The organism is Magnetospirillum sp. XM-1 (assembly GCF_001511835.1).
Classification (GTDB): Bacteria; Pseudomonadota; Alphaproteobacteria; order Rhodospirillales; family Magnetospirillaceae; genus Phaeospirillum.
The window spans coordinates 3473396-3487203 of record NZ_LN997848.1 but is presented as its reverse complement, the minus strand read 5'-3'; the positions used below and the strand labels follow the sequence as shown (position 1 = coordinate 3487203).

Here is a 13808-nt window from a genome sequence, read left to right as displayed (position 1 = left end):
ACGGCATGTTGAACGGGAAAAGGGCCCTGGTCACCGGGTCCACCAGCGGCATCGGCCTCGGCATCGCGCGCGCACTGGCGGCGCAGGGCGCCTCGGTGATGCTCAACGGCTTCGGCGACGCGGCCGAGATCGAGGCGCTGCGCGCCGGTCTCGCCAAGGAATTCGGCGTCACCGTGCTTTACAACGGCGCCGACCTCTCCAAGCCCGACGGGGCCGGCGATCTGGTGCGCGACACGGAAAGCCGGTTGGGCGGCGTCGATATCCTGGTCAACAACGCCGGCATCCAGCACGTGGCCCCGGTGGAAGAGTTTCCGCTGGAGCGCTGGGACGCGGTGATCGCCATCAACCTCACCTCGGTGTTCCAGGCCATCCACGCCGCCATGCCCGGCATGAAGGCGCGGGGCTGGGGCCGCATCATCAACATCGCCTCGGCCCACGGCCTGGTGGCTTCGGTCAACAAGGCGGCCTATGTGGCCTCCAAGCACGGGGTGATCGGCCTGACCAAGGTGGTGGGGCTGGAAACCGCCGAGATCGACGTCACCTGCAACGCCATCTGCCCCGGCTGGGTGCTCACCCCCCTGGTGCAAAAGCAGATCGATGCCCGCGCCCAGGCGCAAGGGCTGCCGGTGGAGCAGGCGGGGCGTGACCTGCTGGCCGAGAAGCAGCCGTCCAAGACCTTCACCACCCCGGAACAGCTGGGCGAACTGGCGGTGTTTCTCTGTTTGCCCGCCGCCGCCAACATGACCGGTACGGCGCTTTCCATGGACGGCGGCTGGACGGCGCAATGAGCCACAAGAAGGAGCCGTCGCGGCAGGCCGATTATCCCTATCGCGTCGAGATTCAGACCCGCTGGTCCGACAACGACATGTTCGGCCACCTGAACAACGTGGTGTACCAGCGCTTTTTCGAGCACATCGTGGTGAAGTTCCTGACGGGGCCGTGCGGGCTGGACCTGATGACCGCGCCGGTGATCACCTTCGCCGCCGAATCCTCCTGCCGCTTTCTCAAGCCGCTGTCCTATCCCACGCCCGTGGTGGCGGGCATCCGCATCGACCACATGGGCCGCACCAGCGCCCGCTACGGTCTGGCCCTGTTCGAGGAGGGATGCGACGAGGCCGCCGCCGAGGGGCACTGGATCCACGTCTTCGTCGATCGGGCCAGCGGACGCCCGGTTCCCATTCCCGACACGGTGCAGGCCGTGTTCGAAGCCCACCGGAGGATGCCATGACCGGCCTTTGCTATGCGTTCGAGGGAATGGTGCCGGTGGTCGACCCCACTGCTTACGTCCATCCCACCGCCGTGCTGATCGGCGACGTGCGCATCGGTCCCGGCTGCTTCATCGGGCCGGGCGCCAGTCTGCGCGCCGACTTCTCCAGCGTGATCATCGGCGCGGGCGTCAACATCCAGGACAATTGCATCCTGCACGGCACGCCCGGCTTCCACACCGTGGTGGAGGATTACGGCCATATCGGCCACGCCGCCGTGGTGCATGGCTGCCGCATCCGCCGCAACGCCCTGGTGGGCATGGCGTCGTCCATCTATGACGGCGCCGAGGTGGGCGAGGAGGCGATCATCGCTGCCATGGCCTTCGTCCCCGCCGGCTTCAAGATTCCGCCCCGCACCCTGGTGGCCGGTCTGCCCGCCAAGGTGCTGCGCGAACTGTCGGCGGAAGAGGTGGCGCGCAAGACCCGCGGCACCGAGGCCTACCAGCAACTGGCCGCCCGCGCGCTGAAATCCATGGTGCCCTGCCAGCCGCTCACCGCGCCCGAGCCGGGCCGCGCCGAGCTCAATCCCAGCGCGCTGTGGCCCGATGATCTGACCCGGCACAAGCCCAAGGGGTAGGAGAGGGGCGGGCGGGACGCCCGCGCTCCAGCAAGAAAGGGACGGGTGAGACGCGGCTTATTTGGAGCGCGGGCGTCCCGCCCGCATACTACTCCGCCGCCTTCGGCTCTTTCTTTTCCACGTCCTCGACCCAGGCGGCATGGTGCGCGCGCGCCCATTCCCGGTCCACGTAGCCGGTGGTGACGGCGGTGGATGCGCCTTCCATGCCGATGGTGCCGATATAGATGTGGCCCAGGATGAACAGCACCATCACCACCGCCAGGGCGGCGTGGATCAGGTGCATCACCTGCATGGCGTGGATGTCGCCCATGGTGAAGGGGAACAGCAGGTTGAGCCCGGTGGACGACACCAGGGCGCCGACCAGGATCACCATCCAGAACTGGGTCTTCTGGCCGAAATTGAACTTGGCCGCCGGCGGATGGACGCCCTTCTTGAGAAGGCCGCCGCCGCCCTTGATCCAGCCCCAGTCGTAGCGGTCCCAGAGATTGTCCCGGGCCCACAGGAAGAAGATCATCACCAGCCCGGCGATGAAGACGAAGCCGGCGATGTTGTGCAGCCACTTGCCCGCCCAGGTGATCCAGGAGAACAGGGTCTTGCCCAGCCAGGGCTCGATGATCCAGCGGCCGAACAGGATGTTCAGCCCGGTGGCCGCCAGCACCAGGAACGAGCCGGCGGTCAGCCAGTGGCCGATGCGCTCGACCTTGGTGAAGCGCAGGATGGTCTGCCCCGAGGGGCCGCCCTCCATCATGATCTTGCCGCGGATGACGTAGAAGGCGGCGATGGCCAGCGTCACGCCGATCAGGGCCCAGCCGGCATAGACCGCCAGCTTGCCGTTGCGGAAATTGCGCCAGATCTCGCCTTCCGACTGGATCAGCACGCCGCGCGCGGCGGGCTGGCCGCCGATATAGCCGGTCTCGCCCTGGCGGATGGCCCGCCAGGAATCGGGTTCGGTGATGCGGTCCGACTGGGCGGCGCTGGTGACGTCGCCGTCATAGCTGGCGGCCTGGGAAGGCTGCGCCATGCCCAGACCCAGAACCAGCATCAGGACCGCGAGGATGGTTCGGCTCATGCGATGCCTCCCCTTAGAATTTCTGCCCGGTGATGCGGCCCGATGGGGTCGCCTCGCCGGTCGGAATGGGGCCGTTGGTCGTCAGCCTGGCTATGCCGTCGTTCTGGCTGGCGATCCGCTGTTGCAGGGCCGTCCTGGTGGCCGGCGTAATCTCGCTGTCGGCCGGCCCCCCATAGCTTCCCTTGTCCAGCTTGACCTGACGGCCCATCTCCTCGCCCTTGCAAGCGGCAAGGGCGAGAAGGCAGACCAATGCGGTGGCCGCGGCGGGCGGGCGCATTTCTATTTGTCCCTGGCCGGAGCGCCCTGACCCTCGCGGGCCCGTTCGCGCCGCTGTTCGCCATAGGCCTGGCCCCAGCCCGACGCGCCGGAACCGAAGCCGCGGGCCATGACGCGCTCGCGGTAGATGGTCGACACCATGTCGCCGTCGCCGGCGAGCAGGGCCTTAGTGGCGCACATCTCGGCGCAAAGCGGCAGCTTGCCCTCGGCGATGCGGTTGCGGCCGTACTTCTCCAACTCCGCCTTGGAATGGTCGGCCTCGGGGCCGCCGGCGCAGAAGGTGCACTTGTCCATCTTGCCGCGTCCGCCGAAATTGCCGGTGGAGGGGTATTGCGGCGCGCCGAACGGACAGGCGTAGAAGCAATAGCCGCAGCCGATGCACAGATCCTTGTTGTGCAGCACGATGCCGTCATTGGTCTGGTAGAAGCAATCTACCGGGCAGACCGCCATGCACGGCGCGTCCGAGCAGTGCATGCAGGCCACCGAGAGCGATTTCTGCCCCGGCTTGCCGTCGTTGATGGTCACCACGCGGCGGCGGTTGATGCCCCAGGGCACCTCGTGCTCGTTCTTGCAGGCGGTGACGCAGCCGCTGCAGTGGATGCAGCGTTCGCCGTCGCAGAGGAATTTCATGCGGGCCATGGTCGTTCCTCCTTACGCCTGGAACTTCTCGATGCGGCACAGGGTGACTTTCGTCTCCTGCATGCCGGTCACCGAGTCGTAGCCGTAGGTCTGGGCGGTGTTGGTGCTTTCGCCCAGCACGATGGGCGCCGCCCCTTCGGGGTATTTGCTTCTCAAGTCCTTGCCCTGGAACCAGCCGCCGAAGTGGAAGGGCATGAAGGCCACGCCACGTCCGACGCGTTCGGTGATCTTGGCCTTGACCTTGACCTTGCCGCCCTCGGGGCCGTGGACCCAGACATAGTCGCCGGCGCGCACCCCGGCGTTGTTGGCGTCGAAGGGGTTGACCTCGACGAACATGTCGGGCTGCAGCTCGGCCAGCCAGGGGTTGGAGCGGGTCTCGTCGCCGCCGCCCTCGTACTCCACCAGACGCCCCGAGGTGAGGATGATGGGGAACTCCTTGGACACGTCCTTGTCCTGGATGGATTTGTAGAGGAAGGGCAGGCGCATCATCTTCTTGTCGGCGTGGGTGGGATACTTCTCCACCAGGTCGCGCCGCGGCGTATACAGCGGCTCGCGGTGCAAGGGCACCGGATCGGGGAAGTTCCACACCACGGCGCGGGCCTTGCCGTTGCCGAAGGGGGCTGCGCCGTGCAGCACGGCGACGCGCTGGATGCCGCCCGACATGTCCACCGTCCAGGCCACGTCGTCGGCCTTCTCGCCGCCGATCTTCTGGATGGTGGCCAGCTCCTCGGGGCTTAAGTCCTTGTCCCAGCCCAGCTTCTTCAGCATCCCATAGGTGAAGCCGGGGTGCCCCGCCGGCAGTTCCGAGCCCTCGGGCCAGGAATCGGTGGCCAGCAGGCTCTCGCCCTTGTACTCGGGGAACAGGGCGCGGAAGTTCAGCCCGCCGTCCTTCACCGGCTTGGAAGTGTCGTAGAGGTTGGGCGTACCGGGATGCTGCAGCGTCGCGGCGTTGCCCCAGCACGGCCAGGGCAGGCCGTAATAGTCGCCGTCGCACGGGCCGCCCACGGCCCTGAGCGTGGTCTTGTCGAAGGTCTGCTGGTTGGCCATGTGGGCCTTGAGGCGCTCGGGGCTTTGGCCGGTATAGCCGATGGTCCAGGCGCCCCGGTTGATCTCGCGCAGGATGTCCTCGATCAGCGGAACGGTGCCGTTCACCTTGATGTTCTTGGTGAATTCGGCGGCGAAGCCGAACTTCTGGGCGAACAGGTACATGATCTCGTGATCGCCCTTGCATTCGAACATGGGCTTGATCACCTGCTCGGACCACTGGAGCGAACGGTTCGACGCGGTGCGCGAGCCGTCCACCTCGAACTGGGTGGCGGCGGGCAGCAGGTAGACCCCGTCGGTGCGGTCGTGCAGAACGGCGGATACCGTGGGATAGGGATCGATGATCACCAGGGTGTCCAGCTTCTCCATGGCCTTCTTCAGCTCGGGCTGGCGGGTCTGGGAATTGGGGGCGTGGCCCCAATAGACCATGGCCTTGATGGGCTCGGGCTGGGCGATGTTCTCCTTGGCCTCGTTGACGCCGTCATACCAGCGCGAGACCGGGATGCCGGGGGCTTCCATCAGCTCGGGCGTCTTGAAGCGGCCCTTGATGTAGTCGTAATCCAGGCCCCACACCCGCGCCCAGTGCTTCCAGGCCGGGGCGGCCAGGCCGTAATAGGCGGGCAGGGTGGTGACGTCCAGACCCATGTCGGTGGCGCCCTGGACGTTGTCGTGGCCGCGGAAGATGTTGGTGCCGCCGCCCGAGACGCCGAGATTGCCCAGGGCCAGCTGCAAGATGCAATAGGCGCGCACATTGGCGTTGCCCACCGTGTGCTGGGTGCCGCCCATGCACCACACCACGGTGCCGGGCCGGTGGGTGGCGAGTAACTGGGCGACGCGCCGCAATTGGGCGCCGGGCACGCCGGTGACCCGCTCGGTCTCCTCCGGATTCCACTTGGCGACCTCGGCCCGGACCTGCTCCATGCCCCAGACGCGCTTACGGATGAATTCCTTGTCTTCCCAGCCGTTCTCGAAGATGTGCCACAGGATGCCCCAGATCAGCGGCACGTCGGTACCGGGGCGCATGCGCACGTATTCGTCGGCATGGGCGGCGGTGCGGGTGAAGCGGGGGTCGCAGACGATCAGCGGCGCCTTGTTCTGCTCCTTGGCCTTGAGGATGTGGAGCATGGCGACGGGATGGGCTTCGGCGGCGTTGGAGCCGATGAAGAACATCGCCTTGGAGTTATGGATGTCGTTGTAGGAATTGGTCATGGCGCCGTAGCCCCAGGTCTGGGCGACGCCGGCGACGGTGGTGGAATGGCAGATGCGGGCCTGGTGGTCGACGTTGTTGGTGCCCCACAGCGCCGCGAACTTGCGCATGAAATAGGCCTGTTCGTTGGAGAACTTGGCCGAGCCCAGCCAGTAGACCGAATCGGGACCCGCCGTCTCGCGGATCTTCAGCAGGCGGTCGCCCACCTCGGTGATGGCCTGCTCCCAGGAGATGCGCTTGTACTTTCCGCCTTCGAGCTTCATGGGATATTTCAGGCGGTGGTCGCCGTGGGCGTGCTCCCTGACCGCCGCGCCCTTGGCGCAGTGGCTGCCCAGGTTGAGGGGCGAATCGAAGGCCGGCTCCTGGCCGATCCATACGCCGTTGGAGACCTCGGCATTGACGGTGCAGCCCACCGAACAGTGGGTGCAAATGGCCTTCTTGACCTCGGCCTTGGGGTCGTACATGGCAGGCGCCGCCTCGGCCTTGCGCACCGTACCGGCACCCACCCCGCCCGCCAGGGCGGCGCCGCCGGCAGCCAGGCCCGAGCGGCGCAGGAAGGCGCGGCGGTCCATGGCGCCGCCGGCCACCGAAGCCAGGGTTTCGGAGAGGGCGGATTTGCGGGCCTCGCCGTCACGCTTCTTGATCAGCATGTCTTCCTCCCGTCAGGTCTTTTAGAAGCCGGCCGCTTCGTAGGCGCGCCGCACGTGTTCGGTCTCGCGGTAGCCGGCCCCGGTCTGGGTCTCGGATGCCGCCTGGGCGTCCTGGCCCGCTCCGATCATCCCGGCGGCGGCGGCTCCGGCCGCGCCGGCCGACAGCACGGCGCCCTTCAACAGGCCTCGGCGGTTGAGGACGGTCTTGCTTTCGGAGCTTTGGGATTCGGGGCTCTTGGTCGTCATCTCGCTCTCCATCAATCCACCATGGCGAAGGCCTGGGTTTCGATCTCCAGGAACACCCGGCCGATTCCGGCCACGCTCCGGTAGAAGCGGGCGGAAGGGGCCTTGTCCAGATCGTCCAGGAAACGGGGCATCCAGTTGCCCAGATGGGCCTGGAAGAAAATCTTCTGCTCGGGCAGCGCCAGGGCTTCGCCGAACAGGCCGGTGATCAGGCCCTGCATCATCTCGAGCAGCGAGGCGGCGTGATCCTCGGGCTCGGACACGCCGGGGGCGGGTTCGATCCCCAGCCGGATCATGTCCTGGCGCAACTCGGCCAGGGGCTTTTCATGCAGAAAACCGGTCAGGTGCCAGGAGGCATAGGGCATCACCTCGCCGCCGGTCACGCCCACGAACAGGGCGGCGAACTCGTCGGCGACGGTATCGGCATCGGTGGCGGCGGCGGCTTCGGCCAGATGGCCGAGCGCGGCGCCCAGCGGGGTGGAATCAGCCTTCATGGCGGCCAGACGGCGCAGCAAATCCTCGGGCGGCGGAGCAACCAGCAGGGCCGCCAGCAATCCGTAGAAACGGGCGCGCAGGAAATCGTCCTCGGCAACGCCTTGGTGCGCCGTCACTGCCCTCATCACTCCTCCCGTGGTTCCGGTCTTGCGCCGAAACCTTGGCCATCTCCCATGGCGATCAGTCGATCATCCGGTAACTGGTGTGACCAGTCAAGGAGATCGGGAGTAGAAGGCTGTAATTCTATGGGTGTAGGGAAGATTTTCATTGCTGCACCACAGCAATGACGGGTGTTTCTTATTTAGGTATTTCTTTGCTGTATTATATTGCGTGAAAATTACGGGCTATCTGTAAAAAAATGCAGAGTTGTTAGGAATCCTGTTCAGGTGGGGCGGGCGGCGGGGCCGCCTTGGCCTTCTCCTCTTCCTCGGCGGCCAGTTCGGCGGCGTCCAGCACGCCTTTGCCCAGGCGCCAGGCGGTCTTGACCACTTCGCCGACGGGAGAGGCGTAATCGCCCATGTGCAGGTCCATGACTTCCGGCGCCATCAGGGCCGGGTCCGATTGCCACAGCTTTTGCAGCGCCGCCTGCTTCAATTCCTGCGGCACGCCGGCCTTGAGGAAGGCGGAGAAGTCCGAGTCCTTGGTCAGGGAGTCCACCGGCGGCAGGTCGGGCGGCGGGGGAGGCGCGGGAACGGGTTCCTGGGCCTTGGCCTCCTCGGGCGGTGGCGGTGCCGGCTCGGCCTTGGCGTCGAGCTTGCGCCGCGACCAGCGCGACAGGAAGGGCTCGGTCATCATGTTTGTCCCTCAATTGCCGGGCGGGTTTCCTTGAAACCCTTGGCTCCTCCGCTGCGTTTCGGGTCGCTCAATGCTCCCGCGCTTCGGCTTCGCCTCGCTCGTCTGTTCGTCTCTCAATCACCGGGCCGGTCCTGGCGTCCCTTGCCCACGAACACCTGGTTGGAATCCAGTCGGTCGCGCTTGCGCTTCTTCATGGGCTCGTCCGGGGGATGGCAGGCGCAGAACGCCATGGCCCAGTCGAACAGCGGGCGGGGCAAGGGCACGCCGTCCACCATGTCCTCGCCGCTCTCGCTCATGGCCTGGGCCTCGTCGGGGGCGATGGTGGCCATCACCACCCGGACCGGCTGGTCGGCTTCGCCGGTGGGACGCAGCACCACGTAGAGGCGGGGCTCCAGCCCGGCGAGATTGTAGCGGTAGGAGGCCAGGTCCGAGCGGTGCAGCACCACCTTGATGCCGGTCGCCAAGTAGTGCTCGTGCCCGTCGTCCCGGCGCAGCAGGGTCCAGGGGGCGGCCCCCGGCGGCTCGTCCAGGGCCTCGAGCGGCCGCCAGGATTCAGCGACCCACTGACTGGCGCCGTCGCGGCGCTCCACCAGCACGGCGATGCCGGTCTCGGCCCTGACCGGCGGCTCGGCCGGCAGGGTGCCGTCGAGGATCATGGTCAGCCGCATCACGTCTTCGGGGGTGTTGACGTTGAAGAACGGATCATGGGGCCGGGTGGGCCAGTCCACATGGGCGACGCGATAGCGCTCGGTCCACAGATCGATCTTGCGCATCTCCTCGTCGACCACGGCGCGGCGCAGGTCGCCCGCCAGGCGCAGCGGCCACAGGGCGAAGACCGGGTGGGCCTGGTCGCCGGTCCTGGCCACGGCGATGTCGGCGCCCTGCTCGGTGACGGCTGCCAGCAGGCGTTGCACCAGATCTGGGGGGAACAGCGGCGTGTCGGCGGCGCAGCTTACCATCCACTCCACGTCCAAGGTGTGGTCCTTCAGCCATTCCAGCCCGGTCAGCACGCCGACCAGCGGCCCGCCATAGCCGTCGATCACGTCGGGCACCACCGGCAGGGTGGTATCGGCGAAGCGGGCGGGGTCGCCGTTGGCGTTGAGCACGATCTGTCCCACCTGGGGGCGCAGCCGCTCGATCACCCTGTCCAGGAGAGTCTGGCCGCCGACGCTGATCAGCGGCTTGTCGCCGCCGCCCATGCGCCTGGACAGCCCGCCGGCCAGGATCAGCCCGGCGACGGAATTGGAGGCGGGCGGCACCATGTCAGTCATCGTCCCGGCTCCCCTTGCGCGACAGATGCCCCGGCTCTTCCGCCGCCTGGGCGGGGTCGGCGTCGAAGACGATGCGTTCGGTGCCGGCCAGGGCGATGAAGCGCTTGCCCTTGGCCCGGCCGATCAGGGTCAGCCCCGCCTTGCGCGCCAGATCCACCCCCCAGGCGGTGAAGCCCGAGCGCGACAGCAACACGGGAATTCCCATCTGCACCGTCTTGATCACCATCTCGCTGGTCAGCCGACCGGTGGTGTAGAGGCTTTTGCCCTTGGTGGACAGGCCGTGGCGGAACATGTAGCCGGCGATCTTGTCCATGGCGTTGTGGCGGCCGACGTCTTCCATGTAGATCAGCGGCCGATCCTCCTCGCACAGCACACAGCCGTGAATGGCGCCGGTCTTGAGGTAGAGGCTGGGCATGGTGTTGATGGATTTCTGCAGGCCGTAGAGCCACGAGGTGCGAAAGCGCTCGTCGGTGGGCAGGCTGACCGTCTCGAACTTCTCCATGACGTCGCCGAACACGGTGCCCATGGCGCAGCCCGAGGTCTGGATCTTCTTCTTCAGCTTCTCCTCGTAATCGGTCTGGCGCGTGGTGCGTACCACCACCGTCTCGATCTCCTCGTCGTAATCGACGGCTTTGACCTCGTCGTCGGCGCGCAGCATGTTCTGGTTCAGCAGATAGCCCAGCGCCAGGTATTCCGGGTAGTCGCCGATGGTCATGGCGGTGACGATCTCGCGGCCATTCAGGAAGATGGTCAGCGGCCGCTCGTTGATGATGTCGGCGGGGACTTCCGCCCCGGTGTGGTCGATGCCCGAAACGGTCTGGTAAAGCCGCCTGTCGTCGGGGTCGGGGCGCACCAGCATGTCTTTGTCGTTCATTCTTGGCCTCCTGGTCTTTACAGTATGCGGCCCCGGCCCGACCTACAATGGGCCGAGGCAACGAAATAAGGGACGAGGCGCATGAAGGTCGGTGGCAAGCGGGTGATGGTGTGTTCGTGCGAGGCGACGATGCCCCTGGACGTCAAGGCCCTGGCCAAGGCCTTGGGGACCGAGCCGCCGGATCAGGTGTATTTCCAGCTTTGCCGGTCCCAGGCCGATGCCTTCCGCAAGGCCGCCGCCGCGGGCGAGGACCTGCTGGTGTGTTGCGGCCAGGAGGCGCCGCTGTTCGCCGAACTGGCCCGTCTGGCCGAGGCACCCGAGCCGACCTGCGTCGATATCCGCGACCGCGCCGGCTGGTCGGCCGAGGCGGCGCGTGCCACGCCCAAGATCGCCGCCCTGATCAAGGATGCGGCCGAGGAATCGGAGCCCACCCCCAGCGTGACGCTTACCAGCGAGGGCTCCGTGCTGATCCTGGGTCAAGGCCAGGAGGTTCTCGACGCCGCCAAGCGCCTGGGGGCCGACCGCGCCGTCACCTGCGTGCTGCTGCCCGGACACGAGGCCGAGTTGATTCCCCCCATGGTGCGTTCCCTCGGCCTGTTCCGGGGCAAGCCGCTCGGCGCCTCGGGCCATCTCGGCGCCTTCAAGGTCGGCGTCGCCGATCTGGCCGGGGCTTCGCCGTCGGCGCGTGGCGCGCTGTCCTTCGAGATTGCGGTGGGCAGCCGCGACCTGGCCGCCGATATCGTGCTGGACCTGACCAATCAGCCCGCTTTGCTGGGGCCCCGCGACGGCTGGCTGCGGGTCGATCCCCGCGACAAGCTGGCCCTGGAGCGGGCGCTGGCCGAGATCGGCGGATTGGTCGGTGAATTCGAGAAGCCGCGCTGGATCAAGGTGGATTCCGCCTTGTGCGCCCATTCGCGCAACGGACAGGTGGCCTGCACCCGCTGTCTCGACATCTGCCCGTCGGGGGCGCTGTCGCCCTTGGGCGATGCGGCCTCGGTGGACGCCCATGTGTGCGGCGGGCACGGCTCGTGCGCCGCGGTTTGCCCCACCGGGGCCATCCGCTTCGACGTTCCCGCCGGCAACGGCCTGTTCAAGCGCCTCGGCGTGCTGCTGGAGACCCATCGGGCCGCTGGCGGCGGTTCGCCCGTCCTGCTGATCCATGACGAAGTCGGGGGCGAGGCTTTGGCGGCGCTGTCCCGCTTCGGCGACGGCCTGCCCGCTGACGTGATGCCGGTGCAGGTGGCGGCCGTCGCCGCCCAGGGCGCCGATACCCTGCTCGCCGCCCTGGCCAAGGGGGCGGGCGAGGTTCTGCTGCTGGCCGACCCGGCGCGGCGCGACGATCTCGACGGGGCGCGCGCCGCGATCAGCCTCGCCAACCGGGTCGCCGAGGGGCTGGGCTGGCAGGCCCGCGCCCGCCTCGAGGTGGAATCCGATCCTTCCGCCATCGCCGCCCTGCTGCCGTCCAAGGCGCCCAAGGCGGTGGACCCGGCGGCCGAGTTCCTGGTGCTCGGCGGCAAGCGCCAGACCCTGGGGCTGGCGCTCACCCATCTGCACCGTCACGCCCCCGCTCCGGTCGACGTGCTGGCGCTGGAGACCGGCGATCCCTTCGGCACCATCCTCGTGGACGAGGCCAAGTGCACGCTGTGCATGGCCTGCATCTCGGCGTGCCCGGCCAAGGCGCTGTCGGGCCATCCCGACAAGCCGTCGCTGGGCATCCTGGAAGCCAATTGCGTCCAGTGCGGCCTGTGCCGCGTCACCTGTCCGGAAAAGGCGGTGACCCTGGTGCCGCGTCTGGCTTTCGGCCCCGAGGCCAAGGTGCGCACGGTGCTGAAGGAGGAGGAGCCCTACCAGTGTATCCGCTGCGGCAAGCCCTTCGCCTCGAAATCGGTGATCGAGCGCATGACCGAGCGCATGAGCGGTCACGCCATGTTCAAGGGCACCGGCAAGCTGGACCTCATCAAGATGTGCGAGGATTGCCGCGTCGTCGCCCAGTACGAGTTGGAGGAAGGCGCGCGCCCCATGGCCGGGGCGGCGGCGCCGGTGACCCGGACCACCGAGGACTATCTCAAGGAGCGGGACGGGAAGGGGTGATGTGCGGGCGGGACGCCCGCGCTCCGAGATCAGGTTGGAGCGCGGGCGTCCCGCCCGCAGGCCTGAAACCCTCCGGCAACTCGCACAGCACCCGCACGCCGATATTGTAGCTCCACACCATGGCGTCGTTCTTGGCCCTGGCCGAGGCCCGCGACATGGCGGAGAAGTAGTACCACGAGCCGCCCTTGACCACCTTGTCGCGGCAGGCGGGATCGGCGCTGGGGGGCTTGGAGTGGTCGGGGGTCCAGCAATCGCTGGTCCATTCCCAGACATTGCCGTGCATCTCGTAGAGGCCCCAGGGGCTGGGCGGGAAGCTTCGCACCGGCTGGGAGCCATAGGGGGGCTCCTTGCCCAGGCAGTCGCGGCAGTTGAGCCGTCCCTTGCCCGCATCCTCGCCCCACCAATAGCCGGTGGCGGCGCCCGACCGGGCGGCGTGTTCCCATTCCGCCTCGCTGGGCAGGCGGCAGACGAGCCCGCTTTCCCGCCCGACCCAGGCGGCATAGGCGCGGGCCTCGTCCCAGGTCATGTTGATCACCGGCCGCCGTCCCTTGCCCCAGGTATGGTCGTCCTGGCCGCCCTTGCAGGAATTGGCGTCGACGCAGGCCTGCCACTCGTCGAAGGTGATTTCGGAGGCCGACAGGGCGAAGGGGCGGGGAATGGTCACCTTCACCGCCGGCTTCTCGTTGGCGAACTTCGCCTTGTCGTCGCCCATCACCGACTGTCCAGCGGGAATGCGGACCATGGGTGGGCATTGGGGGCAGGGCCGCCATTCCTCCGCACCGGCGGCCGGCGCAATGGCTGCAAGCAGGAGGGTGGCGGCGAGCCTCCTCATGGCCCCTTGTTGACGCCCCAGCCGAAGCCGCAGCCCGCCTGCTGTTCTTCGCCCGGCTCCTGGAACCAGGGACCGACGGCGGCCCAGGCGGTGGTCGAGGCGCTGGCGTGGTCGGGGAACTGGCCCATGGGCGAGTGGATGGAATGCGACAGGTAGGGGCCCACCTCCTCGACCTCGCCGACCACGAACACCACCTCGCCCTTGGGCAGTTCGATGCGTCGGCGCGAGCCGGGCTCGACGCCCGCAAGGTTCTCGGTGTCGGGGCCGGGCAGCAGCATGAAGTTCATGAACCACGGCGTCACCAGGATGCCGGCCAGCCAGCCCTGCCAGCGGCGGAAGCCCACCGCTTCGACCTGAAGCTCGGGATTGTAGAGGCCCAGATCCTTCATGCGCTCCTCGCCGATGCGCGCGAAGACGGTCACCAGGTCGCGGATGCGGGTCTGGTCGGCGGGAGACAGCGGGTCGGCCATGGACGGAGTG

15 protein-coding genes are annotated in these 13808 nt (G+C 67.6%); 4 read left to right on the top strand and 11 right to left on the bottom strand.

All coding sequences use genetic code 11. The annotated features are described in order from the left end of the window. Positions 1-5 precede the first annotated feature (5 nt). From XM1_RS16130 to XM1_RS16120, 3 genes are read left to right on the top strand one after another with little or no spacing between them, the layout of a single operon-like run. A complete protein-coding gene (locus XM1_RS16130; RefSeq protein WP_068435241.1) occupies positions 6-788 on the top strand; it encodes a 3-hydroxybutyrate dehydrogenase in 783 nt (260 codons plus the stop codon). Then, positions 785-1228 (top strand): thioesterase family protein, encoded by a 444-nt coding sequence (locus tag XM1_RS16125; RefSeq protein WP_068435239.1) that lies wholly within the window; start codon positions 785-787, stop codon positions 1226-1228. Before XM1_RS16130 ends, XM1_RS16125 begins: the two co-directional genes overlap by 4 nt. Continuing rightward, complete coding sequence (locus XM1_RS16120) at positions 1225-1842, top strand: transferase hexapeptide repeat family protein (RefSeq protein WP_068435237.1); 618 nt, start codon at positions 1225-1227, stop codon at positions 1840-1842. The genes XM1_RS16125 and XM1_RS16120 overlap by 4 nt, the downstream gene beginning before the upstream one ends. An 88-nt stretch (positions 1843-1930) precedes the next feature. Here the strand turns inward: XM1_RS16120 and XM1_RS16115 are convergent, their stop codons facing one another. The 9 genes from XM1_RS16115 to fdhD all read right to left on the bottom strand — a co-directional run bounded on the left by XM1_RS16115 (position 1931) and on the right by fdhD (position 10405). Next, positions 1931-2911: a formate dehydrogenase subunit gamma gene (locus tag XM1_RS16115; RefSeq protein WP_068435235.1), complete on the bottom strand. Its 981-nt coding sequence runs from the start codon at positions 2909-2911 to the stop codon at positions 1931-1933. A gap of 13 nt (positions 2912-2924) precedes the next feature. Further along, complete coding sequence (locus tag XM1_RS16110; RefSeq protein ID WP_068435233.1) at positions 2925-3188, bottom strand: hypothetical protein; 264 nt, start codon at positions 3186-3188, stop codon at positions 2925-2927. 2 nt (positions 3189-3190) lie between these two features. Continuing rightward, on the bottom strand, positions 3191-3826 hold the full coding sequence (gene fdh3B, locus XM1_RS16105; RefSeq protein ID WP_068435231.1) for a formate dehydrogenase FDH3 subunit beta: 636 nt from the start codon (positions 3824-3826) through the stop codon (positions 3191-3193). A 12-nt stretch (positions 3827-3838) separates the two neighbouring features. Continuing rightward, positions 3839-6727, bottom strand: coding sequence for a formate dehydrogenase subunit alpha (locus XM1_RS16100; protein WP_068435229.1), 2889 nt, complete (start codon positions 6725-6727; stop codon positions 3839-3841). Between the two features lie 21 nt (positions 6728-6748). Beyond that, complete coding sequence (locus tag XM1_RS16095; RefSeq protein ID WP_231920547.1) at positions 6749-6973, bottom strand: twin-arginine translocation signal domain-containing protein; 225 nt, start codon at positions 6971-6973, stop codon at positions 6749-6751. Between the two features lie 11 nt (positions 6974-6984). Continuing rightward, positions 6985-7590, bottom strand: a complete 606-nt coding sequence (locus XM1_RS16090; protein ID WP_068435226.1) for a molecular chaperone — start codon at positions 7588-7590, stop codon at positions 6985-6987. Between the two features lie 244 nt (positions 7591-7834). Beyond that, positions 7835-8260: a DUF3306 domain-containing protein gene (locus XM1_RS16085; RefSeq protein WP_068435224.1), complete on the bottom strand. Its 426-nt coding sequence runs from the start codon at positions 8258-8260 to the stop codon at positions 7835-7837. A gap of 113 nt (positions 8261-8373) precedes the next feature. Further along, positions 8374-9531, bottom strand: a complete 1158-nt coding sequence (gene mobA / locus XM1_RS16080) for a molybdenum cofactor guanylyltransferase MobA (protein WP_068435222.1) — start codon at positions 9529-9531, stop codon at positions 8374-8376. Next, positions 9524-10405, bottom strand: coding sequence for a formate dehydrogenase accessory sulfurtransferase FdhD (fdhD, locus tag XM1_RS16075; RefSeq protein WP_068435218.1), 882 nt, complete (start codon positions 10403-10405; stop codon positions 9524-9526). Before fdhD ends, mobA begins: the two co-directional genes overlap by 8 nt. 81 nt (positions 10406-10486) lie before the next feature. On the opposite strand from fdhD, the gene XM1_RS16070 reads away from it, so the two are divergent. After that, positions 10487-12496 carry a 4Fe-4S binding protein gene (locus tag XM1_RS16070; RefSeq protein WP_068435216.1) on the top strand — a complete coding sequence of 670 codons (2010 nt, stop codon included), beginning with the start codon at positions 10487-10489 and terminating at the stop codon, positions 12494-12496. On the opposite strand, the gene XM1_RS16065 is transcribed toward XM1_RS16070, so the two are convergent. Next, on the bottom strand, positions 12471-13328 hold the full coding sequence (locus tag XM1_RS16065; RefSeq protein WP_082700556.1) for an SUMF1/EgtB/PvdO family nonheme iron enzyme: 858 nt from the start codon (positions 13326-13328) through the stop codon (positions 12471-12473). The genes XM1_RS16070 and XM1_RS16065 overlap by 26 nt on opposite strands. Next, positions 13325-13798 carry a [NiFe]-hydrogenase assembly chaperone HybE gene (gene hybE, locus XM1_RS16060; RefSeq protein WP_068435214.1) on the bottom strand — a complete coding sequence of 158 codons (474 nt, stop codon included), beginning with the start codon at positions 13796-13798 and terminating at the stop codon, positions 13325-13327. The genes XM1_RS16065 and hybE overlap by 4 nt, the downstream gene beginning before the upstream one ends. Between the last annotated feature and the right edge of the window lie 10 nt (positions 13799-13808).